The following is a 22,504-nucleotide window of genomic DNA, read 5'->3' as shown; positions in this document are numbered from 1 at the left end:
AAGGGTTCGGGGGAGAGGGTCCATGAGTCCGTTATCCTGGGAAATAACTGCCGCGGTCGCATTCGTCGGATCACACTTTCTGCTGTCGCATCCATTGCGTGCCCCGATCGTCCGCGCGGTCGGCGAGATGCCGTTCCAGGGCATCTATTCGCTGGTCGCACTGGCGACGTTCGGCTGGCTTGCCTTGGCGTTTCGCGCGGTGCCGGCGGAAACGCCGCTCTGGGCGGTGGGCGACGGATTGTGGATCGTCGGCACGCTGATCATGCTGCCGGCGAGCGTCCTGTTCGTGGGGTCGCTGCGTGGCAACCCGGCACTCCCCGGGCCGCCGCGAGCGCCGGGCGTGCCGCCCGAACCGTGCGGCGTGTTCAGCGTGACCCGGCACCCGATGATGTGGAGCTTCGCGCTTTGGGGCGTGGCGCACATCCTGGTAATGCCGACGCCCGCCAATATCGTGCTGGCCAAGACGATCATCCTCCTCGCTTTGGTCGGTGCCGCGCTGCAGGACAGGAAGAAGGAAAAACTCCAGCCCGAGACGTGGCGGGCATGGGAACAGCAGACCAGCTATTGGCCGCTCGGCGCGATTCTCGGCGGACGGGTCAAGTTCACGCCCGCCGGCGTCGTGCCAGCGGTCGGCGGGATCGTGCTGTGGCTGGCCGCGACCTGGGCCCATCTGCCGCTCGCTGGGGTGCCTGCCGGCATCTGGCGGTGGATCGGCGGTTAGGGGGCTGATTCCTTCTCCCCCTGTGGGAGAAGGAGGGAGGCGCGCAGTGCCGGAAGGATGAGGGGGGAATCGGCGAAAGCTGTGAGTCCCCCTCACCCTTCCGCGCCTTCGGCGCCCCCTCCCTCTCCCACACGGGGAGAGGGAGATCCCGCCAAGATTCAGCCTATAGCTTGACCATCCGCATACCTCGTTCGCCATAGCGCGGCCCTGCCGTGCCGCCATTGGGCGCGGCGGCATCGATCGCGGCGAGGTCGTGGGCGGTCAGCGTGACGTCGACCGACCCGGCCGAATCGCGCATCGTCTCGCGGCGCTTGACGCCAGGGATCGGCACCACATCATCACCCTGGGCGAGTAGCCAGGCGAGCGCGACCTGTGCGTTCGACGCCTTGTGACGCTTCGCCACCTCGGCGATCGCATCGACGATCTTGAGGTTCTGCGGCAGCGTATCGGCCTGGTAGCGCGGGTCGTTGCGGCGCCAGTCGTCGGCGGGCAGTTCGTCGAGACTGCGGATAGTGCCAGCGAGGAAGCCGCGACCGAGCGGGCTGTACGGCACGAACCCGATGCCAAGCTCGCGACAGGCCGGCAGGATCTCGTCCTCGACGTCGCGTTCCCACACCGAATATTCGCTCTGCAGCGCGGTGATCGGATGCACCGTGGCGGCGCGGCGCAGCGTCTGGGGTCCCGCTTCCGACAAGGCGATGTGGCGGATCTTTCCTTCCTTGACCAGCTCCGCCATGCCGCCGACCGTCTCCTCGATCGGCACATTTGGGTCGACCCGGTGCTGGTAGAACAGGTCGATCGTGTCGATCCCCAGCCGCTTCAGTGATCCCTCCACCGCACGGCGGGCATTGGCCGGGCTGCCGTCGAGCCCGGTCATCTCATTGCCGTTCCAGCGCATCGCGAACTTGGTCGCGATCACCAGACCGTCGCGCTTGCCCTTGATCGCCTGGCCGACCAGTTCCTCATTGGCGAACGGACCGTACATCTCCGCGGTGTCGAAGAAAGTGATGCCCAGTTCGATCGCCTCATGAATCGTGCGGATCGATTCGTCGTCGTCGGCATGGCCGTAATTGATGTTGCCGTTGCGGATCATCGGCATGCAGCCGATGCCGATCGCCGAGACTTTCAAGCCGCCTTCATGGCTGCCGAGCGTGCGGTATTTCATGCCGGGATCTCCTCGATCATGCGGTCGGTTTCGCTTTCGGTGTCAGTGGTGATCCCGCTCCGCGCCGCGATCGTCCCGGTGACCGCGACATCCATCGTCACGTTGCCGAGCGTTCGGAACAAGTCGGGGATAGTCTCGACCGCGACCAGCAGCCCCAATGCCTCGAGCGGCACGCCCATCGCCACCGATACCGGCGCGACCGACGCGAAGAAGCTGATCGTGCCGGGCAACGACACCGACCCCATCGTCGTGATCGCCGCGGTGACCACGCCGGCGGCGAGCTGGCCGGGGCCGATCGGCGTTCCGGTCAGATGCGCGACATAGAGGGCCACCGCCAGGTTCATCGCCGGGCTGGTGGCGCGGAACACCGCGACCGCGATCGGAAGGACGATGCCCGACACCCGCGCCGGGGCGCCGATCTCCTCGCTCGACCTGAGCATGGTCGGCAAAGAGGCGAGCGAGGACGAGGTGCTGATCGCGACGATCTGGCTCGGCAGCACCGCGCGCGCGAAGCGGCCGATGCTCACCCGCGATCCGACCGCGGCGATCGGATAGGCGGACAACAGGACCAGGATGCCCAGGGTCGAGACCGTCAGGATATAGTGCGCCAGCGCGCCGAACGCGGCCGCGCCCGTCTGCATGCCAACTCCGAACGCCAGGCAGAACACGCCGAGCGGGGCGAGCACCAGCACCCAGCCGATCACGACGATCATCGCATCGGCGATCGCCTGGAAGAAATCGACCATCAGCTTGCGGCGGTCGGGCTCGAGCCGGGTGATGGCAAAGGCGAACACCATCGCGAACACGGTCAGCGGCAGGAAGGCATCGGTCGCCGCGGCGTCGATGATGTTGGTCGGCACGATCTTGTCGAAGAAGTCGGCCAAGGTCGGTACCTGGCCGGCGGTCTTGGCGCTCGACAGCGATGCCTTCAGCGCCTCGGCCCATTCGGCACGGAGCGGGAACAGGCGCAGCAACAGCGGCGTGATCACCGCCGACATGATCGTGTTGATCCACAGGATGACGACGAAGAAGAGCAGCGCGCGTCCGGCGATCCGTCCGGCGCGGGCGGCTTCCGCCGACGCGGCGATGCCGATCACCAGCAAGGCGACGACCAGCGGGACGATCACCATCTGCAGGCCATGGAGCCAGGCCCCGCCGATCAGCTTGGTGATATAGAGCATCGTTGCGCCCGGAACCGGCGCCCAATTGGCGAGCGCGATACCCAGCACCAACCCGCCGACCAGCGCGATCAGAATCCTCAATGCTTGCGACATGCTCGCCCTTCTCCGATTGCCGCGCTATCACGCCCGGCCAAGAGCGCGGGATAGCGGACGGAAACGGTCAGAATGGCAAGAAAATATTTCGGCACGGACGGAATTCGCGGCCTCACCAACGTGCAGCCGATGACGGCGGAGATGGCGATGAAGGTCGGTATGGCGGCCGGCGCGCACTTCGTTCGCGGCGATCACAAGCATCGCGTGGTGATCGGCAAGGACACGCGACTGTCGGGCTATATGCTCGAAAACGCCCTGGTCGCGGGGTTCACCAGCGTCGGCATGGACGTGACGCTGTTCGGACCGCTGCCGACCCCGGCGATCGGCATGCTGACCAAGTCGATGCGCGCCGATCTCGGCGTGATGATCTCGGCCAGCCACAACCCCTACGCCGATAACGGCATCAAATTGTTCGGGCCGGACGGCTACAAATTGTCCGACGCCGACGAAATGGCGATCGAGGCGTTGATCGACGGTGAGGTCAGGCTCGCCGACGCGCCCGATATCGGCCGCGCACGCCGGGTCGAGGATGCGCGCGGCCGCTACATCCATTTCGCCAAGGCGACCTTCCCCGACGATCTGACGCTCGACGGGCTCAAGGTCGTGGTCGATTGCGCCAATGGCGCCGCCTATCAGGTCGCGCCCTCCGCCTTGTGGGAATTGGGGGCCGAGGTCATCGCGATCGGCGTCACGCCCAACGGCAAGAACATCAACGACCAGGTCGGATCGACCGCGCCGCAGACTTTGTGCGAGACCGTGGTCGCGTCGGGTGCGCATATCGGCATCGCGCTCGACGGGGATGCCGACCGGCTGATCGTGGTCGACGAGACCGGGCGGGTGATCGACGGCGACCAGTTGATGGCGGTCATCGCGACCGGCTGGGCGCGCGCGGGCAATTTGAGGAATGGCGGGCTGGTCGCGACGGTGATGTCGAACCTGGGGCTCGAACGCCATCTCGGCGCACAAGGGATCAAGCTGATCCGGACCAAGGTCGGCGACCGCTATGTGCTCGAGGCGATGCGCGGCCAGGGCTATAATGTCGGCGGCGAGCAATCGGGCCACATCATCCTGTCGGATTACGCCACAACCGGCGACGGGCTGGTCGCCGCGTTGCAGATCCTTGCTGAGCTGGTCCGCTCGGGGATTCCGGCGAGCGAATTGCTCCACCGTTTCGACCCGCTGCCGCAATTGCTCAAGAATGTGCGGTTCAAGGGCGGCAAGCCGCTCGACGATGTCGGCGTCAAGGCCGTGATCGCCGATGCCGAGGGCGAACTCGAAGGCAAGGGCCGGCTGATCATCCGCCCGTCGGGCACCGAGCCGGTGATCCGGGTAATGGCCGAAGGCGAGGATTCCGCTCAGGTCGAGGCGGTGGTCGACCGCATCTGCGACGCAGTAAAGACCGCGGCGGGGTAATCGTCCAAACGTCATCCTCCCGTAGGCGAAAACCTTCTCGCAGGGCGTAACGACATCCCCCTTAATCCTCCCCCGCCAGGGGGAGGTGGCGCGCGAAGCGCGTCGGAAGGGGAGGACGCACAACGGCAGTTGGAGGCTGTCCGCCCCCTCCGTCAGCCTGCGGCTGCCACCTTCCCCTGGCGGGGGAGGATTAGACAGGCTGCCCGATCGATGGACGTTACAGCAGCAAGCCTTGCAGGTTGGCGCGTCCCACTGCGCCGCCGCCGCGCCGCCGGGCGAGTTCGGTCTCGGCGGTGAAGCGCACGTCGGGGTCGCGGTCGGTCAGGAGTCCGGCCAGGCTGTCCTCGGCGATCTCGCTCCATTCCTTGCCGCGATCGGGACCAAAGCGGACCCGCGGCAGCAGTCCGGGCAGCTTGGACCATTCGATCAGCTGCGCGACCGAGGCTTCGTTGAGCATGTCGCGCAGGTGGTGGGCGGTGACATAGGCATCGGGAAAGGCGCGGTGCGCAGGCAGTCCGCGCTCATGCACCAGCCCCTCGGGCTTGCGCCAATAGCGCAACACCTGATTGGAGAAGCTTGGGCTGTCTGGCCACAATCGCAGCGCGCATTTCCACGTGCAGATCCAGTCGGCGCCATGGGTCAGCGCCGGCGTGCAGAATTGCTCCTCGAAGTCGGCGCGATGCGCGGCGAGCGCGAGGCGGCGCGGATAGGGATCGAGCACCGGGCGGGCGACGTCGATCCAATAGGGCGCATCGGCGACCTGCTCGTCGAGGATGTGATGGATCGCCTGGGTGATCGGCGGAATCGGGCGGCCCGGATTGACCATCCGGCTGCCGCCCTCGCCATAGAGTTCCCAGCGTCCGTCGGCGCCGAGCGCGACATCCTGCCAGCCCACTTCCAACACGCCATGCTGCGGCGGCGCATTGCCGGTGGTTTCGAGGTCGATGACACGGATGATCGAGGGGGATGCCATTGCCTATATGTGGGCGTTTCGGCGCCGAAAAGCGACTCCGGGCCGATACTGTCGTGGCGATCGGGTGCCGTCGCCGAACTTTCCCCGTCATGCCGGCCTTGTGCCGGCATCCACCGCGCAACAACGCCTCATTTCGGTTGTGGAAGAGTGGACCCCGGCACGAGGCCGGGGTGACGAATTAGGGTTTGTCGTCGAGCGGCCTGGTCAATGCCCCGCTTGCGGCCCGCGCTCCAGCCCGCTTGCGGCCAGCTGCGCGTCGATCTGCGCGAGCAGGCGGTCGAGCGCCGCCTGGTCCTTCGCCTCGGCGCGCGCCACCAGCACGTCCTGGGTGTTCGACGCGCGGAGCAGCCACCAGCCGTCGGGCGTGGTGACTCGCGCGCCGTCGGTGCGGTTGACGTCGGCCCCTTCGGTCTCGAGCCGGTCGAGCACTTCGTCGATCACCGCGAACTTGCGGCTCTCATCGACCTGAAAGCGCATCTCGGGCGTGTTGACCATCACCGGCATCGCGTCCTTGATCTCGGTCATCGACTTGCCGATCATGTGCACCGCGCGGATCAAGCGGACGGCGGCATATTGCGCGTCGTCAAAGCCGTAGAAATCGTGCGCGAAGAAGATGTGGCCCGACATCTCGCCGGCGAGCGGCGCGTGCGTTTCCTTCATCTTGGTCTTGATCAGGCTGTGCCCGGTCTTCCACATCAGCGGCTGCCCGCCCAATTCGGCGATGCGGTCGTACAGCGCCTGGCTCGCCTTGACGTCGGCGATGATCGTCGCGCCGGGCACTTCCTTCAGCACCGGCTCGGCCAGGATCGAGAGGATCTGGTCGCCCCAGATCACACGGCCCTTGCCGTCGATCGCGCCGATCCGGTCGCCGTCGCCGTCGAACGCGACGCCGAAATCGAGTCCCTTCTCCGCCACCAGCGCCTTGAGATGCGCCAGGTTCTTTTCCTCGGTCGGGTCGGGATGATGATTGGGGAAAGTGCCGTCGACCTCGGTGAAGATCAGATGATGCTCGCCGGGCAGCAATTTGGTCAGCTTTTCGATCACCGGCCCGGCGGCGCCGTTGCCCGCGTCCCAGCCGATCCGGTACGCGCCGCCCGAATAGCCGGCCATCAGCCGGCCGACATAATCGTCGACGATATCGGCATCGGCGACCTCGCCCTGGCCTTCTTCCCAATCGCCTTCGGCCGCCATCCGGCCGAGATTCTGGATATCCTCGCCGAAGAACGGGCGATGCTGCAGCACCATCTTGAAGCCGTTATATTCGGCCGGATTGTGGCTGCCGGTGATCTGGATGCCGCCATCGACTTCCAGCTCGGCCTCCGCCCAGTAAAGCTGCGGGGTTGGTCCCATGCCGGTGCGGATCACGTTGACGCCCGAGGCGAGCAGCCCGTCGACCAAGGCCGCTTCCATCGCCGGCGACGAGGTGCGGCCGTCGCGCCCGACCGCGACGCGCGTACCGCCGGCGCGGCGTACGATCGTGCCGAAGGTGCGGCCGATCGCGCCGGCATCGTCGGTCGACAGGGTTTTGCCGACGACGCCGCGGATATCGTATTCACGCAAGGACGTTGGGTCGAAACGATGGGTCATGGAGTCTCCGGTCAGAGGGTGATGCGCGCCCAATCCGCCGAGCGCGGAAAAGTTCAATCCTTGGATCGCAGCAGCACGTCGCGCGCTTCGTTGACGCGCCGCGCGAGTTCGTCGGTGCCGCCATGATCGGGATGAACGTTGCGCAACAGGCGGCGATGCGCGATGCGGACGTCCTCGCGGCTGGCGCCGAGGTCGAGCCCCAGCACGGCCAACGCCCGAATCTCGTCGTCGCTGCGCTCCGGCTTGCGGCGACCGTCGGTCCAGACCTTCTTGGGCCCTTGCCACAGCCACCAGCCGAACCAGGCCACGGCCAATGCCAGGATGAGCTTGGCCATGTCAGGCGAAGAGCGGCATGACCGGCTCGGGCAGTGCGAGCGCCGCCATCATCTCGCGCAATTCCTGCCGCGCGGCGACATGCGCCAGGCCCATTTCGCCGAAATCGCGGCTGTCGATCATGGTCAGCCCCTTGGGGAACAATTCGCGATAGATCACGCGTTCGCCCAGGCCGGGGATGATGCGGAACCCGACCCGCTTGGCGAGCTGGTCGAGCGCCTCGGACACGCGGCGCATGTTGCGCGCCTCGATATGCTGAAGGCGGTTGCGCAGTACGACCCAGTCGATCGCGACGCCGTCGGCCTTGGCGCGAGCCTTGCGCGCGTCCCAGATCAGTTCGGCATAGAAGCTCGGCCGGGTCACCTTGTAGGTATCCGGATCGACCTGCCCGATCAGGTCGAAATCGACGAAGCTGTCGTTCATCGGCGTGACCAGGGTGTCGGCGCGGCTCGCCGCCAGCCGCCCGAAACGGTCGTCGCGTCCGGGCGTGTCGATCACCACGAAATCGGCGTCGTCGCACAGCCGGCCCAACGTGTCGTCGAAGAACTCCAGGCTCTCGCCGTCATGCGCGGCGAAGACGGGCGTCGGCAGCTCGCGGCTGGTGCGCTTAGCGGTGGCGACGCGATTCTCGAAATAGCGCGCCATGGTGCGCTGGCGATGGTCGAGGTCGAACGCCGCGACGCGCGCGCCGCGCGATTGCAGCGCGATCGCGACATGGACCGCGGTGGTCGACTTGCCGGTCCCGCCCTTCTCGTTGGCGAAGACGATCATATGTGGTTTGTTGGCGTCCGCCACGTAAAGACCCTGGTTGCCTGAGATGCCCCGCGCCTTTTACAGGCGAACCCTCGTCTATCGAAGCGGCAACTCCCATGCAAATAGTCCATCACCTGCCCGATTTGAGACGCGCCGTCGCTGGCCTGCGCGGCGATGGCGCGCGCGTCGCGCTGGTCCCGACGATGGGCGCGCTTCATGCAGGCCATATGGCGCTGGTCGATGCCGCGCTGGCAACCGGGGCGAAGGTTGTCGCCTCGATCTTCGTCAACCCGAAGCAATTCGGACCGAACGAGGATCTGTCACGCTATCCGCGCCCGGCGGAGGCCGACAAGGCGCTGCTGATCGCGCATGGCTGCGACCTGTTGTGGATGCCCGGCGTCGACGACATGTACCCGGCGGGTTTCGCCACCAACGTGTCGGTCTCGGGGGTGAGCGAAGGGCTCGACGGCGCCGCGCGGCCCGGCCATTTCGACGGCGTCGCGACGGTCGTGACCAAATTGTTCAACCAGGTGCGCCCGGATATCGCGTTCTTCGGCGAAAAGGATTTTCAGCAGCTGGCGGTGATCCGCCGCATGGTCGCTGATCTGGACATGGGACTGGAGATCGTCGGCGTGCCGACGGTACGCGAGGCGGACGGGCTCGCTTTGTCGTCGCGCAACATTTACCTCTCGCCCGACGAGAGGAGCCGGGCGGTGGCGCTGCCGCGCGCGCTGGCCGAGGCGAAGCGCGCGATCGAGGCGGGGGAGCCGGGTGCCCTCGACGCCGCCACGAGGTCGCTGACCGGCGCCGGGTTCGTTCCCGACTATGTCGCGCTGGTCGATGCAGCGACCCTTGGCGAGCCGCGGCCGGGCCAACGGCGGCGCCTGCTGGCCGCGGCGCGAATCGGCACGACCCGCCTGATCGACAATCTCGACATAGCTGCGCCTTTGTAGGCGCCGCACGTTCGGCGCGGCCGAACCAAACAGCGCCCTGAATTTCATGGTTAAATGCCGTTAACCATTTGTTGACCCCTCTGCCTCCAAGGTAGCCCGGCCAAAGGGATAAAGGGGTTGGCGAGATGGGCAGCAGCCTGAAGAATGCGCGATTTCTGATCGAGAGCCGGCTGATCGATGCCGCGCGTGGCGATTGGAACGCCTGTTACGATCTCGGGGTCGATTATTCGACCGGTGCGAACGGAGTCGATCTCGACCTGATCGAGGCGCACAAATGGTTCAACCTCGCCGCGTCGCGTGGTGGCCATGAAGGCGCACGCCATTGCCGCGCCGAAATAGCCGACGAGATGACCGCGCGCGAAATCGCCGAGGCGCAGACCCGCGCCCGGTCGTGGTTGAACGCAACGAGCCGCAGCGCGGCTTAAGCCCTTTATCCTCCACCGTCATGCCGGACTTGTTCCGGCATCCAAGGTGCAACAACGGAAGGATTCCGTTGTCGAGGATTGGACCCCGGAACAAGTCCGGGGTGACGATTACGTCTTTGCCGCGGCCTTCTTCTTGGCCGGTGCCTTCTTCGCCGCTGCTTTCTTGGCAGGCGCCTTCTTCGCTCCCCGCTTCCCCTTGGCCGGCGCCGCGGCCGCACGCGCGTCGATCAATTGTGCGGCTTCCTCCAGGGTCAGCTGATCCTTGTCGATCGTCTTGGGCAGGGTCGCGTTGGTCGTGCCGTCGGTGACATAGGCGCCATAGCGCCCTTCCATCAGCTTGATCTCGGCCTCGGTACGCGGATGCGCGCCCAGCACCTTGAGCGGGGCCTGCGATCCGCGCGCCGGGCGGCCGCCGTTCGCCGCCGCCTCGGCCAGCTTGACCACCGCGGCGTTCATGCCGGTCTCGAACACCTCGGCGGTCGATTGCAGCCGGGCATATTTGCCGTCATGCGCCAGATAGGGGCCGTATCGGCCGATCGAGGCGGTGATCGGCTTGCCCGTCTCCGGATGCGCGCCGATCTCGCGCGGCAGGCTCAGCAGCTTCAAGGCCCAGTCGAGGTCGAGCTCGATATCCTTGGGAATCGACGCGCGCTTGGCGTCCTTGCCCTCGCCAAGCTGGATGTAGGGGCCGAACCGCCCCGCCTTGCGCTCGACCTCCAGGCCGGTCTCCGGATCCTTGCCCAAGGATTCGGGGCCGGTATCTTCCCCGCTCGCCGCGCCCGCCTGGGCGAAGCGGCGGGTATATTTGCATTCGGGATAATTGGAGCAGGCGATGAACGCGCCGAACCGCCCACCACGCAGCGACAGCTGGCCCTTGCCGCAATTGGGGCAGAGCCGCGGATCGCCGCCATCCGCCTTGTCGGGGAACAGATAGGGCGCGAGGAATTCGTCGAGTTGTTGCGTCACTTCGGACGGCTTGAACTCCATCACCTCGGCGGTGCGCGGCTTGAAGTCGCGCCAGAAGGCCTCGAGCACGGCCTGCCATTGCGCGCGGCCGCCCGAAATCTCGTCGAGCTCGTCTTCCAGCCCCGCGGTGAAGTCGAAACTGACATATTTCTCGAAGAATCGTTCGAGGAAGGCGGTCACCAGCCGGCCCGATTCCTCGGCGAAGAAGCGGTTCTTCTCGACCCGCACATAGTCGCGGTCCTTGAGCGTCTGGATGATCGACGCATAGGTCGACGGGCGCCCGATGCCGAGTTCCTCGAGCCGTTTGACCAGGCTCGCTTCGGAGAAACGCGGCGGCGGCTGGGTGAAATGCTGCTCGGCGCTGACGTCGCGCTTGGCCGGGACGTCGCCGTCGCGCAAGCGCGGAAGGCGGCGCGATTCCTCATCGGCTTCGTCGTCGCGGCCTTCTTCGTAAAGCGCGAGATAGCCGGGGAACATCACGACCTGCCCGGTCGCCCGCAAGCCGTGGCGGCCGGTGCCGTCGGCCAGGTCGATCGTCGTCCGCTCCATTTGCGCCGAGGCCATCTGGCTCGCCATCGCGCGCTTCCAGATCAGTTCGTACAGCCGGGCATGATCGCCCGATCCGGCGCGATCCCTGGAGAAGTCGGTCGGACGGATCGCCTCGTGCGCTTCCTGCGCATTCTTCGCCTTGGTCTGGTACTGGCGCGGCTTGTCGGGGACGTAATTGGCGGCATAGCGCTCGGTGATCGCCTTGCGTGCGGTCGAGATCGCCGACCCGTCCATCTGCACGCCGTCGGTCCGCATATAGGTGATCGCGCCATCCTCGTAGAGCGCCTGGGCGATGCGCATCGTGTGGCTGGCCGAGAAGCCGAGCTTGCGCGCGGCTTCCTGCTGCAGGGTCGAGGTGGTGAAGGGCGGCGGTGGATTGCGCGTCGCCGGCTTGGTCTCGACCGACTGGACGGTGAAGCGGCCGTTCTCGACGTCGGCCTTGGCCTTCAGCGCATCGCCTTCCTTGCCGATCGACAGGCGGTCGAGCTTCTCGCCATTCCATTTGACGAGGCGCGCGGTGAACGGCGTGCCGTCCTGTTCGAGCGTCGCGGCGACCGACCAATATTCCTGCGCGACGAACGCCTCGATCTCGCGCTCGCGGTCGACGATCAGGCGCAGGGCGACCGACTGGACGCGGCCCGCCGACTTGGCGCCGGGGAGCTTGCGCCAGAGGACCGGCGAGAGCGTGAAGCCGACCAGATAATCGAGCGCGCGGCGGGCGCGATAGGCGTCGATCAGATCTTCGTCGAGCTCGCGCGGATGCTGCATCGCCTCGGTCACCGTCGCCTTGGTGATCGCGTTGAAGGTGACGCGCTCGACTTGCTTGGGCAGCGCCTTGCGGCCGCGCAGCACTTCCTGGACGTGCCACGAAATCGCCTCGCCCTCGCGATCGGGGTCGGTCGCCAGGATCAAGCGATCGGCCTTCTTGGCCTCGTCGGTGATCGCCTTGAGCTGCTTCGCCTTGTCGGCGTAATTTTCCCAATCCATCGCGAAGCCGGCATCGGGATCGACCGATCCGTCCTTGGGCGGCAAGTCGCGGACATGGCCGTAGCTCGCGAGAACGCGATAGTCGCTGCCCAGATATTTCTCGATGGTTTTCGCCTTGGCCGGCGATTCGACGATGACAAGCTGCATGGCGGTGAAAAGCGGTCCTTACGTGTACGCGCGAGGATGGGGAGCCCCGATGATGCCCGTCAAGCGGGTGCCTTGAGCCCCCGCCAGGCGACGAAGAAGCCGATCCCCAGGAGGAGATCGACATTCGTCACCGCAAAGGTGGAGGTCGGCGTGCGTCCATTCAACCACAACAAAAATGTCGGAATCCAGAAACCGAACTTGGCGACGACACCGAGCGGCATGAACGCGCGATAGCGGACCGGATCGCCGCCGATCGTCCAATAGACCAACTGCCACGCCGCCGCCGCGCCGATGAAACCGTAATAATATTCGGGATGGGCGAGCGCTGCGGCCGGGGCCGCCACCTGACGCTCGAGGAGATAGAGCGGCAACAGGACGATCAGGCCGTAGATCGCGGCGCCGCGGAACAGGAAGCGGGCGGTATTCGGGGTCACGCGAAAACCTCGTCTGGGTGGCGTTGAAGCGGGTCGATTACCAATTGTCTGGCGTGGCGCACATCACCGCCAATTCTCAACTGCCGCGCTAACCGGGTATTATCTGAGCTCACATGGCACCTATACCGAATAGGCTCATGATTTCCTGTCCCCGTGTGCTGAGTTCGAGGAAGTGTGTCGCCCTTTCGGCACGATCTCTTTGCGCTAAAACGAAGAAATCTTCCAACATGCCAGCCCAAAATTCCCGTGGAGCTTCAGACGACGCATCGGCGCCCACAATGATCCTGATCAGGTCGCGGTCGCCCAGGAGCTTGAGGGCGTGGGAAATAACGTCGCGACCATAGTGCCTGCCGATACAGTCGTCGAGTTCGACGAACGAAAATTGATCTTCAGTCAACGTGTCCAAAATCAAAATCACTGCGTTGAAGTCGACACTTGGCATCGCTCGATCCGATCCTGAGGAACTGTCCGTAGTTGAGCATAATTGGACTTGACCGTCATGCCGGGCTTGTCCCGGCATCCACTGTGCAGGTTAGCGCAACAGCGGAGCTTCTTTTCCGGGCCTTGCCGCCCGGTGGACCCCGGCACAAGGCCGGGGTGACGTTAGCTCGGGTCGAACGACTCCAAATCTCAACTCGTCAGCGATATTCGGAACGAGCGCCTACAGGATCATTGGATCAAACTAACCCGCCCGCCGGCATGGCGCTCGATGCGCCCGGCCAATTCGAGTTCGAGCAGGATCAGCGCGACCGTCGCGGGCGGCAATCCCGACTGGCGGATCAATTCGTCGATCGCGACCGGCACCGGGCCGAGCAGCCCGGTCAGCGCGCGGCGCTCGGCATCGCCGGGCTCGCCGCCGGATCGCTCCTCGAACGGGCTGACCGGCGCGCGCACCATGCGCGGGTCGATCGGACGGATCGTCTCCAGAATGTCGGCGGCCGATTGGACCAGGGTCGCGCCCTCGCGGATCAACAGGTTGCAACCCTGCGCGCGCGGCTCGAGCGGGCTGCCGGGCACCGCCATGACGTCACGTCCCGCCTCCGCCGCCAGCCGCGCGGTGATTAGCGATCCCGATCGCGGCGCCGCCTCGACCACCACGGTGCCGGTGGCCAGCCCGGCGATGACGCGGTTGCGGTGCGGGAAATTGCGCGCCAGCGGTTCGCTCCCCGGCGGTTGCTCGGCGATCAGCAGGCCCTGCTCGGCGACTTGATCCTGCAGCGCCCGATTTTCGGGCGGGAAAGCGATGTCGATGCCGCTCGCGATCACGCCGATCGTGCCGGTCGCCAGTGATCCCAGGTGCGCCGCGGTATCGAGCCCGCGGGCCAGGCCGGAGACGATCACCACGCCCTCGCGCCCAAGCTCGACCGCCAGCCCGCGGGCAAAGCGGCATGCTGCTGCGGACGCGTTGCGCGCGCCGACCATCGCGACGCTGGTGCGCGCAAACAGTCCGGTATCGCCCCGGATCGTCATCACCGCGGGCGCATTGTCGAGCTCGGCGAGCAGCGGCGGATAATCCATGTCGTCGACGAACAGATAGCGCGCGCCGAGTGTCTCCACCCGCGCGATCTCGCGTTCGACCGCCGCGGCGTCGGCGATCCTGGGCGCCTTGCCGCCACCGCGCGCGGCGAGATCGGGCAAAGCCTCGATCGCGCGCTCGGCACTGCCGAACCGTGCGAGCAACTGGCGATAGGTGACGGGACCGATCGTCGGCGTACGGATCAGCCGCAATCGCGCGACGCGGGAGTCAGCCATCCTTCTTGGCGCCGATCCTCGGCTCGTTGCCCTGGATCAGCCGCTCGACATTGGCGCGATGCTTCCAGAGCACGATCAGCGCCAGCGCGACCAGCAGGAATACCGCATCGAAATCGCCCAGCACCGCTGCCGTGACAGGCGCCGATATCGCGGCGGTCATGCCGGCGACCGACGAAATGCGGAGCACGCCAAGCAATCCCAGCCAGACCAGGGCATAGACCAGCCCGATCGGCCAGTGCAGCGCGAGCACGATTCCCATCAGGGTCGCCACGCCCTTGCCGCCCTTGAACTTCAGCCAGACCGGGTAGCAATGGCCGAGCAAGACGGCCGCGGCGGCGGGGATCTGATGACCATGGAACAGCCAGCCGGCGATCAGCACCGCGGCGGCGCCCTTGGCGAGATCGAGCAGCAAGGTCGCGGCGGCCAGACCCTTGCGACCCGTCCGCAGGACGTTGGTCGCGCCGATATTGCCCGATCCGATCTGGCGAAGGTCACCGGCGCCGAAGGCGCGGGTCAGGATGACGCCGAACGGGATCGAGCCGAGAAGGTAACCGAGCAGCACGGCGCCGGCCGGCGCTGCCCATAGATATTCCGTCGCCACGTGAACGCTCCCCTGTCGTTTTGATACATAATCTAGCCGCACCCGTGTTTCCACTTATCTTGATCAGAATGGATGCATCCCCCTAGAGGCCGTACATGGACGATCGCCCGTTGTTGTTGTTCGATTCCGGCGTCGGCGGGCTGTCGGTGCTCGCCGCCACCCAAACGCTGCTGCCTCGCGCACCCTTGGTCTATGTCGCTGATTCGGCGGGCTTCCCCTACGGCACCAAGAGCGAGCTGGAGATCGCGGCGCGCGTGCCGGCCTTGCTCGGACGGCTGGCCGAGCGCTACGGCCCGCGGCTGATCGTGATTGCCTGCAACACCGCGTCGACGATCGCCCTGGGCGCGGTACGCGCCGCGCTCGATCTGCCGATCGTCGGTACCGTGCCGGCGATCAAGCCCGCCGCGGCGATCAGCGAGACGCGCGTGATCGGCGTGCTCGGCACCGACGCGACGGTGCGCCAGCCTTATGTCGACGATCTCGCGGCGCGCTTTGCCGGCGATTGCATCGTCCTGCGCCACGGATCGGCCGCGTTGGTCGAACTCGCCGAAGCCAAGCTCCAGGGCGAAAGGCGGCCGATCGCGGAGTATCGTGCGGCGATCGCCGGGCTGTTCGACCAGCCGGGCGGTGAGCGGATCGATGTCGTGGTCAATGCCTGCACGCATTTCCCCCTGGTTGCCGAGGAGCTCGCCGAAGCCGCGCCGCATCCGGTGCGCTTCATCGACGGCGCGCCCGGGATCGCGCGCCGGGTCGCGCATCTGACCGAAGGCCAGGACTGGCCCGAGACGCCGCTGCACCGCGCGGTCTTCACCCGGTTCGGCGACGCCGAACGCCACCTCGCCCCGGCGCTCGCGCGCTACGGCATCAATCGCGCCGAGTCGCTCTAACTCTTCTCAAACCGCCCGCACCGGCGGCATGCGCAACCGCCGGGCATATTGCTCGGCCAGCGCTCGATGGGCGCGGCGCGCGGAGGGATCGGCGGATTGCTCGGCCGCCATCCGTTCCTGGGCTTCCCGCCGCGCGAGATACTCTACATCCTGGCCTGTCGGGCCAATCTGATCGGCCATCGCATTTGCTCCTACGACTCAAGCGGGAGCTTTCCTGCTGCTCTCAATCGCCGGCTTGCTCGGACCCGGAACGCCGACGACGACTCGCTCCATACCACAGCAATGCGACACTTGCGTTGACGCAGAGCAGCGTCGCGATTGCGCCTTTTGCACCTCTTACCCATGGAAAATCGCCGAAACCCGCGTTATTGGCGCGTTTCATGAGCGATTCCACCGCGCGGCCCGTCGATTATTCGCGGGTATTCACCCAGGCGATCGACCGGCTGCATGCCGAGGGGCGGTATCGCGTGTTCATCGACATTTTGCGCAACAAGGGGATGTTCCCCAATGCGCGGTGTTTTGCCGGCCATAACGGGCCGATGCCGATCACGGTGTGGTGCTCGAACGATTATCTGGCGATGGGCCAGCACCCCAAGGTGATCGCGGCGATGGAAGAAGCGCTGCACGATGTCGGTGCGGGCTCGGGCGGCACGCGCAATATCGGCGGCAACACGCATTACCATGTCGATCTCGAAGGCGAACTGGCCGACCTCCACGGCAAGGAAGGGGCCTTGCTGTTCACCTCGGGCTATGTCTCGAACGAGGCGACCCTGGCGACCTTGGGCAAGATCCTGCCTGGCTGCGTCATCTTCTCGGACGAACTCAATCACGCCTCGATGATCGCGGGCATCCGCAATTCGGGTTGCGAGAAGCGCGTGTTCCGCCACAACGACCTGGCGCATCTGGAAGAGCTGCTGGCGGCCGAGGACGCCAACGTCCCCAAGCTGATCGCGTTCGAGAGCGTCTATTCGATGGAAGGCGATATCGCGCCGATCGCCGCGATCTGCGACCTTGCCGACAAGTACAATGCGCTGACCTATCTCGACGAGGTCCATGCCGTCGGCATGTACGGCCCGCGCGGCGGCGGCATATCCGAGCGCGACGGCGTCGCCGACCGGATCACGATCATCGAGGGCACGCTGGGCAAGGCGTTCGGCGTGATGGGCGGCTATATCGCCGCCGACCAGACGATCATCGACGTCATCCGCAGCTACGCGCCGGGCTTCATCTTCACGACCAGCCTGTCGCCGGTGCTGGTCGCCGGCGTGCTCGCCAGCGTGCGCCATCTCAAGGCGTCGAGCGCCGAACGCGACGGCCAGCAGGCCTCGGCCAAAATGCTCAAGGCGATGCTGACCGAAGCCGGGCTGCCCGTCCTGCCGGGCGACACCCATATCGTGCCACTGATGGTCGGCGATCCGGTCAAGGCCAAGCGCATCAGCGACATCCTGCTCGCCGAATACGGCGTTTACGTCCAGCCGATCAATTACCCGACCGTGCCGCGCGGCACCGAACGCCTGCGCTTCACCCCAGGCCCCGCCCATGACGAAACCATGATGCGCGACCTCACCAAGGCACTCCTCGAAATCTGGAACCGGCTGGAGCTGGAACTGCGCAAGGCGGCGTAAGCGGCCGGGTCATGACGCGCCTATTTTTGATCGAAGGCGATTAAGCTACCTCGTCACCCCGGACTTGTTCCGGGGTCCAATCCTCCACAATGGAATCCAGCCGTTGTCGCACGTTGGATGCCGGAACAAGTCCGGCATGACGGGCAAGCCTGATCGCGAACGATCCCAGCTCAAACCTTCGCAGCGATCCGCCGTTCTTCCTCACCCATATAATCGCGCGTGATCGGCAGCGCGTCGCGGTTGCGCGCGAACTGGAGCTGGTAATTGACCATGCCGCCATAGAGGAAGCTGACGCACGATCCGGCGAGGTAGAAGATCCACATATTGTAGAAAACTTCGTCATACATCGCGATGATCTTCTCGCGATTGGCGACGGCGCGGTCGTACCAATGCTGCAGCGTGTAGCCGTAATGGAGGCGCAGCACTTCCACGTCGGTCATGTAATAGCGCAGGCCTTCATAGCCCTTGGTAATCTCCGACAATGCCGGGATATAGCCGCCCGGGAAGATGTATTTGGCGGTGAATTCGTCGGTCACGCCCGCCCCGCCGGCGCGGCCGATCGTGTGGAGCAGCATCACGCCGTCGTCGTTGAGCAGATCGCGGCATTTGCGGAAGAAGGTGCGATATTGCGGCGGGCCGACATGCTCGAACATGCCGACCGAGACGATACGGTCGAACGTCCCGGTCATATGGCGATAGTCGATCAGCTCGAACTTCACGTGGTCCGAAACGCCGGCCTCCGCCGCGCGCTGCTTGGCGGTGGCGATCTGCTCGTCGCTCAGCGTGATGCCGACGACGTCGACGCCATAGGTCTTGTGCAGATAGAGCGCCATGCCGCCCCAGCCGCAGCCGATGTCGAGCACGCGCATGCCGGGCTTGAGCGCCAGCTTGGCGGCGATATGCGCCTTCTTGTCGAGTTGCGCCTGTTCCAGGCTTTCGCCGGGATCGACGAAATAGGCGCAGCTATACTGGCGGTCAGCGTCGAGGAAGAGGTCGTAGAGCGCGTTGCCGATGTCGTAATGATGCTTGACGTTGGCCCGCGCGGCGCGCGCGCGGTTGAACTGGTCGAGCTTGCGCTTGACCCCGACCACGGCTTTCGCGGCGAGCCCAGGATCGAGCGCACCGGTCGCGTCTTCCCAGCGATTGTTCTTACTCGCCAGCGAGAGCAGCTGCATGATGTCGCCGCGCTCGATCACCACGCGGCCGTGCATGAACGCCTCGGCCACGCCCAAGGCGGGATCGCGCAGGATTTGCCCTGGCACGCTCTTGGTGGTGAAGCGGATCGCGACATCGGGAAACTCGGGATCCGCGGTGCCGAACGACTTGGTCGTGCCGTCGGCATAGGTGACGGACAGCGTGCCGCGCTTGAACGCGCGCTCGAAGAACAGATCGATCAGGGCCATAGGCGTTCGCTGCTATCGGTTGATTGCGGCCACGAAAAGACCGGAAACACCTCCGACCGCGTCAAATACCGGCATACCAGTCGTAATTGACATGATCTTCCCAATAGCCGCCCTTGCCCAGACCGATCCCGGCCAGGCTCGCCACCGCGTCGATCCGCATCACGTATTTGGCGTTCTTGTACCCCAGATGGCGTTCGACCCGCAGCCGGATCGGCGCGCCATGGCCGACCGAGACGCGCTTGTCGTTCATCGCCCAGGCCAGGATCGTCTGGGGGTGGAAAGCGTCGACCATGTCGATCGATTCGTAATAGGGCGCCCCGCTCCACAGATCGGCGCAGGTGAAGACGATGTACCGCGCCGAATTGCGCACCCCCGCCGCCTTGAGCACATTGCCCAGCATCGGCCCCTGCCATTTGCCGATCGCGCTCCATCCTTCGACGCAATCGTGGCGGGTGATCTGCGCGCGTTGCGGGAACGCGCCGATATCGGCCAGGCTGAGGCGGAGCGGCCGGTCGACCAGCCCACCGACCTCCAGCCGCCAATTGGCGAAATTCTCCGCGACGTGGCGGTTATAGTCGGCGGTGTTGGGGTTGGAATTGCCGTTGGTGCGGAACACCGGCGACATCTGGTCGGGGCGGAATTCGGGCGCCAGCGCATTGCGGTCCATCAGCGCGCGCTGCAGCCCCATATTGATCTTCTCGCCCGAGAACAGGATGCGGCGAAAGCCGGGTTGCTGGGCAAGCTTGTCGCAACCCGACAGCAGCAGCCCGGCGCCGAGCGCGCCGCCGGTGACGAGCGTGCGTCGCGTGAGGAGAGTCATTCGGCGGCCTCCGGTTCGGCGAGCGGCGTGGGCGGCGGTTCGGACGGCCGCGCGGCGGGCAATGTCCAGCGGCCGGTGATCATCGACCACACTTCCCCGATCGGGCCGGCCAGGACCACCAGCGCCAGATGGACGATGACGAACAGCACGATTCCGCTCGCCGCGATGAAATGGATCGAGCGCGCCGACTGGCGCCCGCCGAACAGCTCGATCAACCACGGCCAGGCCGCGTCCATTCCCGGCGACATCGTCAGCCCGGTGAAGATCATCAGCGGGATCAAAATGAAGATCGCGACGACATACGCGAGCTTTTGCAGCGTATTATAGGCTGCGGGATCGTCGGGATTGTGGAAGTCGAGGCGCAGATGCGCGAGCAGGTCCGCCCAGAGATGGCGCGGTCCGATTTCTTTGGCGCGCACGCGCAGGTCGCGCTGGAAATGGCGATTGATCAGGCTGGCGATCATGAAGACAAGCAGCCCGAAGCCGAGCACCAGCGCGAAGAGCAAATGCCAGCGCCGCGAGATGGCGAGATTGTACCCCGCCGGGATCGTCAGCCAGCCCGATCGCAGGATGTTGCCGTACGGCCGGAGATCGAGCCAGGCATGGTCGAAATTGGCGCCATATTGCCCCCAATAGAGCCGCGGATGCGCGTTCAGGATGCCGATGCCGCTGCCGATCATGATGAAGATCGTGATCGCGTTGATCCAGTGCCACAGGCGCGTTGCCAGCCGGTGGCGATAGATCGTCTCACTCCGCGCGCTCGGCGCAGTCGTGGGGGGATCGGCAAGAGCGGTCGGGTCGTCCATCATCGCTTCCTTCGAACGATACGCCCGATCGGTTACACTCGATCGACGTTCCCTTTAGCCATAAGCGCGCGCGAAGAATACGATCGTCGTCACGCCCGTCACCAGCAACGTCCACACGCGTACCGCGGATGCAGGCAAGCGTTTGCCGATATGCGCGCCGGCCCAGCCGCCGAGGATCGATCCCGCCAACATCGGCAGGCACGCGATCCAGCGCACCATCCCTGCGGCAATGAATACGATCGCCGCGGCGAAATTGGCGATCGCCAGCATAAGGGTACGCGGCGCGAACAATTCGCGTGGGCTGTGCCCGGCGAGCAGGCCATAAGTGGCCGTCGTCATCAGGCCGACGCCGCCGCCGAAATAGCCGCCATAGATGCCGAGCAGCATCTGCACGACCATCAAGCTGCCGCGCCCGATCGTCACGCGGTCGCGCAACCAGGCCGCGGCGTGCTTGCCGAACGCCAGCACGACGAAGGCATAGAGCACCAGCCAGGGAATGATCACGTCGAAGGCATGGCTGGGGGTCAGCACCAGCAGTACGCTGCCGGCCAGCCCGCCGATGAAGGTGATCGCCGACAATGTCCGAATTCCGACGCCGCCGACCGGCCCCAGTTCGTCGCGAAACGCCCAGGCGCTCATCCCGGCGCCGGGCAGCAAGGCGACGTTGGAGGTCGCGTTGGCGGCATTGGCGGGAACACCCAGCGCGAGCAGCGAGGGCAAGGTCGCGAACGTCCCGCCCCCGGCCAGCGCATTCATTGCGCCGCCGACGGTGCCTGCGCCGAACGCGAAGAGGAGGGAGAGGGCCGGATTCATCGCCTGCTCCCTTGAGGCGTTGGCAGCAAAAGTCGAGGCCGCAATCGGTTCAAGCCAAGGCACTCGGGTAAAGGAAGAGGCCTTCTTCTCCCCTCCCGCTTGCGGGAGGGGTCGGGGGAGGGCCTGTCTATTGCCCGACGTGCTATGAACATGCCCTCCCCTAACCCCTCCCGCAAGCGTGAGGGGAATGCGTTCCGAAACGCTCGTCGGATACGGCAAACTTGTTCATCCGATCGCTCTGCGGTTCAGGCCGAAGCCCGAATCACGCCGCGGGCTGGCCGATCTGCATCGATCTGACCGGCGGGGTCCACTCGGCCTGATAGCTGATCGCGAGCGCCCATATCGCCAGCACGATGATCACAACCCAGGTGCCGACCGCGCCGATCATCCGCAACACGCTGGGCGCCGGCCGCACGATGCCGAAGGCATGGGCCAGCCGCACCAGGATGAACAGCGCGCCGACGATCCACAGCCACAGGCTCGGGCCGCGCGCCAGTTCGATCAGCGCCATCAGGATCAGCACGGTCGGCGCATATTCGGTGAGATTGCCATGCGCGCGGATCCTGGCGGTCATCGCCGCCTCGCCGCCATCGCCCAGATTGATCTTGCTGCTCACCCGATTGCGCCCGACGGCCAGTGCCAACCAGACGTTGATCAGGCCGGTGGCTGCGGCGATCACGAGCGTTACGGGTAATATCATCCTGCCCCTCCTGTTGCGGCGATGCTATGCCAGTGAAGCGCGCGGCCGCCTAGTCGCCGTGCCGCGACTCCGCGCGGGTTGCAACGGCGCGCCAAATCGCTATAGGCGCACGCTTCGCGATGCATCCCGACTCTCTGTAGCGCGTGGCCGACCCCTCGGTTGCGCCGGTACGTTTCCGGGCCTAGTCGTCCTGATCAATTCGATTTTTTGAAGGTTGTCGCCGCAATGGCCGTTCCCAAGAAGAAGACCTCGCCCTCTCGCCGTGGCATGCGCCGCGCGCACGATGCGCTCTCGGTAGAAGCGTTCCAGGAGTGCCCGAATTGCGGCGAGCTGAAGCGCCCGCACAATCTCTGCCCGTCGTGCGGCCATTATAATGGCCGTGAGGTCGTCTCGGTCGAAGGTTGATCGGGGCCCATT

At 65.7% G+C, this 22,504-nt stretch carries 24 protein-coding genes; 7 read left to right on the top strand and 17 right to left on the bottom strand.

All coding sequences use genetic code 11. The features are described from left to right. The first annotated feature begins 22 nt into the window (after positions 1–22). Entirely contained in the window at positions 23–721 is a 699-nt protein-coding gene (locus tag Q0L25_RS09580; RefSeq protein ID WP_296613700.1) for an NnrU family protein, read from the top strand. Positions 722–884: 163 nt separating this feature from the next. On the opposite strand, the gene Q0L25_RS09575 is transcribed toward Q0L25_RS09580, so the two are convergent. Together Q0L25_RS09575 and Q0L25_RS09570 are read right to left on the bottom strand one after the other, a co-directional pair. Continuing rightward, entirely contained in the window at positions 885–1,886 is a 1,002-nt protein-coding gene (locus Q0L25_RS09575) for an aldo/keto reductase (protein ID WP_296613698.1), read from the bottom strand. Further along, positions 1,883–3,160 (bottom strand): cation:dicarboxylase symporter family transporter, encoded by a 1,278-nt coding sequence (locus tag Q0L25_RS09570; RefSeq protein ID WP_296613696.1) that lies wholly within the window; start codon positions 3,158–3,160, stop codon positions 1,883–1,885. The genes Q0L25_RS09575 and Q0L25_RS09570 overlap by 4 nt, the downstream gene beginning before the upstream one ends. A 72-nt stretch (positions 3,161–3,232) precedes the next feature. Here Q0L25_RS09570 and glmM point away from each other — a divergent pair, with 72 nt between their 5' ends. After that, positions 3,233–4,573, top strand: coding sequence for a phosphoglucosamine mutase (gene glmM, locus Q0L25_RS09565; protein ID WP_296613694.1), 1,341 nt, complete (start codon positions 3,233–3,235; stop codon positions 4,571–4,573). A 217-nt stretch (positions 4,574–4,790) separates the two neighbouring features. On the opposite strand, the gene Q0L25_RS09560 is transcribed toward glmM, so the two are convergent. The 4 genes from Q0L25_RS09560 to Q0L25_RS09545 form a co-directional block, all read right to left on the bottom strand. Then, positions 4,791–5,546 carry a 3'-5' exonuclease gene (locus tag Q0L25_RS09560; RefSeq protein WP_296613692.1) on the bottom strand — a complete coding sequence of 252 codons (756 nt, stop codon included), beginning with the start codon at positions 5,544–5,546 and terminating at the stop codon, positions 4,791–4,793. Positions 5,547–5,750: 204 nt separating this feature from the next. Beyond that, the gene (gene pgmG, locus Q0L25_RS09555; RefSeq protein WP_296613691.1) at positions 5,751–7,133 is read right to left on the bottom strand and encodes a phosphoglucomutase/phosphomannomutase PgmG; all 1,383 of its coding nucleotides are present in this window, start codon (positions 7,131–7,133) and stop codon (positions 5,751–5,753) included. 53 nt (positions 7,134–7,186) lie between these two features. Further along, positions 7,187–7,468: a J domain-containing protein gene (locus Q0L25_RS09550; RefSeq protein WP_296613690.1), complete on the bottom strand. Its 282-nt coding sequence runs from the start codon at positions 7,466–7,468 to the stop codon at positions 7,187–7,189. 1 nt (position 7,469) lies between these two features. After that, positions 7,470–8,237 (bottom strand): division plane positioning ATPase MipZ, encoded by a 768-nt coding sequence (locus tag Q0L25_RS09545; protein ID WP_296615659.1) that lies wholly within the window; start codon positions 8,235–8,237, stop codon positions 7,470–7,472. Between the two features lie 98 nt (positions 8,238–8,335). Between Q0L25_RS09545 and panC the strand changes: the two genes are divergently transcribed. Both panC and Q0L25_RS09535 read left to right on the top strand, forming a co-directional pair. Then, positions 8,336–9,172 (top strand): pantoate--beta-alanine ligase, encoded by an 837-nt coding sequence (gene panC / locus Q0L25_RS09540; protein ID WP_296613688.1) that lies wholly within the window; start codon positions 8,336–8,338, stop codon positions 9,170–9,172. A 125-nt stretch (positions 9,173–9,297) separates the two neighbouring features. Next, complete coding sequence (locus Q0L25_RS09535; protein WP_296613687.1) at positions 9,298–9,597, top strand: hypothetical protein; 300 nt, start codon at positions 9,298–9,300, stop codon at positions 9,595–9,597. A gap of 108 nt (positions 9,598–9,705) precedes the next feature. On the opposite strand, the gene topA is transcribed toward Q0L25_RS09535, so the two are convergent. From topA to plsY, 5 genes are all read right to left on the bottom strand, one after another. Beyond that, on the bottom strand, positions 9,706–12,246 hold the full coding sequence (gene topA / locus Q0L25_RS09530; protein ID WP_296613685.1) for a type I DNA topoisomerase: 2,541 nt from the start codon (positions 12,244–12,246) through the stop codon (positions 9,706–9,708). Positions 12,247–12,305: 59 nt separating this feature from the next. Further along, a complete protein-coding gene (locus tag Q0L25_RS09525; protein ID WP_296613684.1) occupies positions 12,306–12,680 on the bottom strand; it encodes a hypothetical protein in 375 nt (124 codons plus the stop codon). A gap of 109 nt (positions 12,681–12,789) precedes the next feature. After that, a complete protein-coding gene (locus Q0L25_RS09520) occupies positions 12,790–13,122 on the bottom strand; it encodes a hypothetical protein (RefSeq protein WP_296613682.1) in 333 nt (110 codons plus the stop codon). A gap of 227 nt (positions 13,123–13,349) precedes the next feature. Then, a complete protein-coding gene (dprA, locus tag Q0L25_RS09515; RefSeq protein WP_296613681.1) occupies positions 13,350–14,432 on the bottom strand; it encodes a DNA-processing protein DprA in 1,083 nt (360 codons plus the stop codon). After that, positions 14,425–15,033 (bottom strand): glycerol-3-phosphate 1-O-acyltransferase PlsY, encoded by a 609-nt coding sequence (gene plsY / locus Q0L25_RS09510; protein ID WP_296613679.1) that lies wholly within the window; start codon positions 15,031–15,033, stop codon positions 14,425–14,427. The genes dprA and plsY overlap by 8 nt, the downstream gene beginning before the upstream one ends. 95 nt (positions 15,034–15,128) lie before the next feature. On the opposite strand from plsY, the gene murI reads away from it, so the two are divergent. Next, positions 15,129–15,920: a glutamate racemase gene (gene murI, locus Q0L25_RS09505; protein WP_296613678.1), complete on the top strand. Its 792-nt coding sequence runs from the start codon at positions 15,129–15,131 to the stop codon at positions 15,918–15,920. Between the two features lie 6 nt (positions 15,921–15,926). Here the strand turns inward: murI and Q0L25_RS09500 are convergent, their stop codons facing one another. Further along, complete coding sequence (locus tag Q0L25_RS09500) at positions 15,927–16,100, bottom strand: hypothetical protein (protein ID WP_296613676.1); 174 nt, start codon at positions 16,098–16,100, stop codon at positions 15,927–15,929. Between the two features lie 200 nt (positions 16,101–16,300). Between Q0L25_RS09500 and hemA the strand changes: the two genes are divergently transcribed. Beyond that, positions 16,301–17,545 (top strand): 5-aminolevulinate synthase, encoded by a 1,245-nt coding sequence (gene hemA / locus Q0L25_RS09495; protein ID WP_296613675.1) that lies wholly within the window; start codon positions 16,301–16,303, stop codon positions 17,543–17,545. A gap of 170 nt (positions 17,546–17,715) precedes the next feature. On the opposite strand, the gene Q0L25_RS09490 is transcribed toward hemA, so the two are convergent. From Q0L25_RS09490 to Q0L25_RS09470, 5 genes are all read right to left on the bottom strand, one after another. Next, positions 17,716–18,948, bottom strand: a complete 1,233-nt coding sequence (locus Q0L25_RS09490) for a cyclopropane-fatty-acyl-phospholipid synthase family protein (protein ID WP_296613674.1) — start codon at positions 18,946–18,948, stop codon at positions 17,716–17,718. A gap of 61 nt (positions 18,949–19,009) precedes the next feature. Further along, positions 19,010–19,768: a molybdopterin-dependent oxidoreductase gene (locus Q0L25_RS09485; RefSeq protein WP_296613672.1), complete on the bottom strand. Its 759-nt coding sequence runs from the start codon at positions 19,766–19,768 to the stop codon at positions 19,010–19,012. Continuing rightward, entirely contained in the window at positions 19,765–20,574 is an 810-nt protein-coding gene (locus tag Q0L25_RS09480; RefSeq protein ID WP_296613670.1) for a cytochrome b/b6 domain-containing protein, read from the bottom strand. Before Q0L25_RS09480 ends, Q0L25_RS09485 begins: the two co-directional genes overlap by 4 nt. 54 nt (positions 20,575–20,628) lie before the next feature. Further along, entirely contained in the window at positions 20,629–21,387 is a 759-nt protein-coding gene (locus Q0L25_RS09475; protein WP_296613668.1) for a sulfite exporter TauE/SafE family protein, read from the bottom strand. Positions 21,388–21,649: 262 nt separating this feature from the next. After that, a complete protein-coding gene (locus Q0L25_RS09470) occupies positions 21,650–22,087 on the bottom strand; it encodes an MAPEG family protein (RefSeq protein ID WP_296613666.1) in 438 nt (145 codons plus the stop codon). 225 nt (positions 22,088–22,312) lie between these two features. Between Q0L25_RS09470 and rpmF the strand changes: the two genes are divergently transcribed. Then, the gene (gene rpmF / locus Q0L25_RS09465) at positions 22,313–22,492 is read left to right on the top strand and encodes a 50S ribosomal protein L32 (RefSeq protein ID WP_066593015.1); all 180 of its coding nucleotides are present in this window, start codon (positions 22,313–22,315) and stop codon (positions 22,490–22,492) included. Positions 22,493–22,504 lie beyond the last annotated feature (12 nt).

It is taken from the genome of Sphingomonas sp. (assembly GCF_024508665.1).
In the GTDB taxonomy this organism is placed as follows: Bacteria; Pseudomonadota; Alphaproteobacteria; order Sphingomonadales; family Sphingomonadaceae; genus Sphingomonas.
This window is presented reverse-complemented; position numbering and strand designations above follow the sequence as displayed.